Genomic DNA, 2,157 nt, shown 5'->3' on the forward strand with positions numbered 1-2,157 from the left:
GTGGTCTACCCCTCGGTGCAGCTCTTCGGCCGCGAGAACCGGCTGTGGGAGACGGGGGAGGAGTTCACCCTCGCCAACCTGAGCAAGACCAACACGGTGGCCACCGTGGCGATGTTCCGCTACGACACCTGGAAGTCGCAGGACATCGGCTACGGCAGCAACAAGGATGGCTCCATCGAGGACTGGGACTTCTGGCTGCGCTTCGCCGAGCGGGGCGCGCGGGGGTACAAGATCCGCGAGCCGCTGATGCTCTACCGCATCCACGGCAACAGCCTCTCGGACTCCATCAAACCGAAGCTGAATCAGGCCTACCACAAGACGCTGGCGGCGCACCGGCGCTACCTGGGCTCTCGCCGCGTGGCGCGCATCTCGAGCGAGCAGAGCCTGCCGCCCGTGGTGAAGGGGCCCACGCCGGACCTGTCGCGCAGCCCGCTGCCCGCGCGCAACTCGCTGCGCGTCGCCCTGGCCCAGCCGTGGATGGTGATGGGCGGCTCCGACAGCCTCATGCTCCAGGTGTTCGCCACCCGCGAGCAGGAGGACGCGCGGCTGACCGTCTATTCCACCATCGATACGCCCGCGAGCATGGGCAGCTCGGCGGACGCCTTCCAGCGCCTCACCGATGACGTCTTCGACCTGGCCAAGGAGCTGCCCGACTCCGCCCACGACGAGGCCATCCTCCACCTGCTGCGCACGCGCCAGGTGAACGTGCTGATGCTCGTCGGCTCGGCGCGGACGTACGATCTGCTGCCGCGCATCCGCAAGGAGCTGCCGCACGTCCGGGTGGTGGACCACCTGTACAACACGGTGGGGCACCTGCAGAACAACCGCCGCCACGCGAGCGAGATCGACTTCCACATCGTCGCCAACGAAGAGGTGCGCGACGCGCTGCTGCAGGCGGGTGAGGCGCCGGAGCGCCTGCGCGTCATCCACCACGGCATCGACATGAAGCGCTTCTCGCAGGACACGGTGCCCTACCTGACGGGCGGGCCGCCCCGGCTGGCGCTGACGCCCACCGAGAAGCTGGTGCTGTACTCGGGCCGCTTCTCCGAGGAGAAGGGCGTGCTGCGCTTCGTGGAGATCGCCCGTCGCATGCGGCGCAACCCCCACGTGCGCTTCGCGATGACGGGCGACGGGCCGCTGCGGCCGCAGGTCGAGGAGTTCATCCTCCGGCACGGGCTGGGCGATCGCGTGGAGCTGCTGGGCATCGTGGATGACGCCCGGCCCTACCTGCGCCGGGCGGACGTGGTGGTCATCCCCTCGGACGTGGAGGGGCTGCCGCTGGTGTGCCTGGAGGCGCTGGCGCTGGGCACCCCGGTGGTGGCGTCGAAGGTGGGCGCGCTGGCCGAGGTCATCCAGTCGGGCCGTACCGGCTTCGTCGTGCCTCCCACGGATGTGGAGGGGTTCGTGCGTGCCATCCAGGGCGCGCTGCGCCTGGACTCGCGGCGGATGCGCCTGGCGCGCACGTGCCGCGAGAGCGTCGAGCAGCACTTCTCCATCGAGACGGCGCGCCAGAAGTATTACGAAGTCTTCCGCCAGCTCGCGTCCTCCGGGGCGGCGAGCGGCGTCCTTCAAGGGAGTCGCTGACGTGAAAGTGCAGGGTGCGAAGGTTCTGGTGACGGGGGCGGGTGGCTTCATCGGCAGCCACCTGGTGGAGACTCTGGTCGCGCGTGGGGCCGAGGTGACGGCCATGGTGCACTACGATGCCCGGCCGGATCTCTCCAACCTGGAGTTCGCTCCCGCCGCGGTGCGCTCGAAGATCAAGGTCCTCTCCGGCAACATCGAGGACGCCTTCTTCGTGTCGTCGGCGGTGGCGGGCCAGGACATCGTCTTCCACCTGGCGGCGCTGATCGCCATCCCGTACTCGTACGTGGCGCCGGCCAGCTACGTGCGGGCCAACGTGGAGGGCACGCTCAACGTGCTGGAGGCCGCGCGCACGCACAAGGTGGCGCGCGTCGTCCACACCTCCACCTCCGAGACGTACGGCACCGCGCTCTACACGCCCATCGACGAGAAGCACCCGCTGCAGGGCCAGTCGCCCTACTCGGCCTCGAAGATTGGCGCGGACAAGCTGGCGGAGAGCTACTACCTGAGCTTCGGGTTGCCGGTGGCCACCATCCGCCCCTTCAACACCTTCGGGCCGCGCCAGTCCGCGCGCGC

The 2,157-nt window shown here is 69.4% G+C and carries 2 protein-coding genes; both read left to right on the forward strand.

Annotated features, from left to right (window positions below):
- A partial coding sequence (locus VF697_RS15590; protein ID WP_331095734.1) for a glycosyltransferase family 4 protein occupies positions 1-1,584 on the forward strand: 1,584 nt, incomplete at its 5' end.
- Position 1,585: 1 nt separating this feature from the next.
- Positions 1,586-2,157, forward strand: a 572-nt coding sequence (locus VF697_RS15595) for a GDP-mannose 4,6-dehydratase (protein WP_331095735.1), incomplete at its 3' end; no start/stop codon positions are given.

Origin of the sequence: Archangium sp., assembly GCF_036388035.1 — a bacterium.
Lineage (GTDB): Bacteria > Myxococcota > Myxococcia > Myxococcales > Myxococcaceae > Archangium.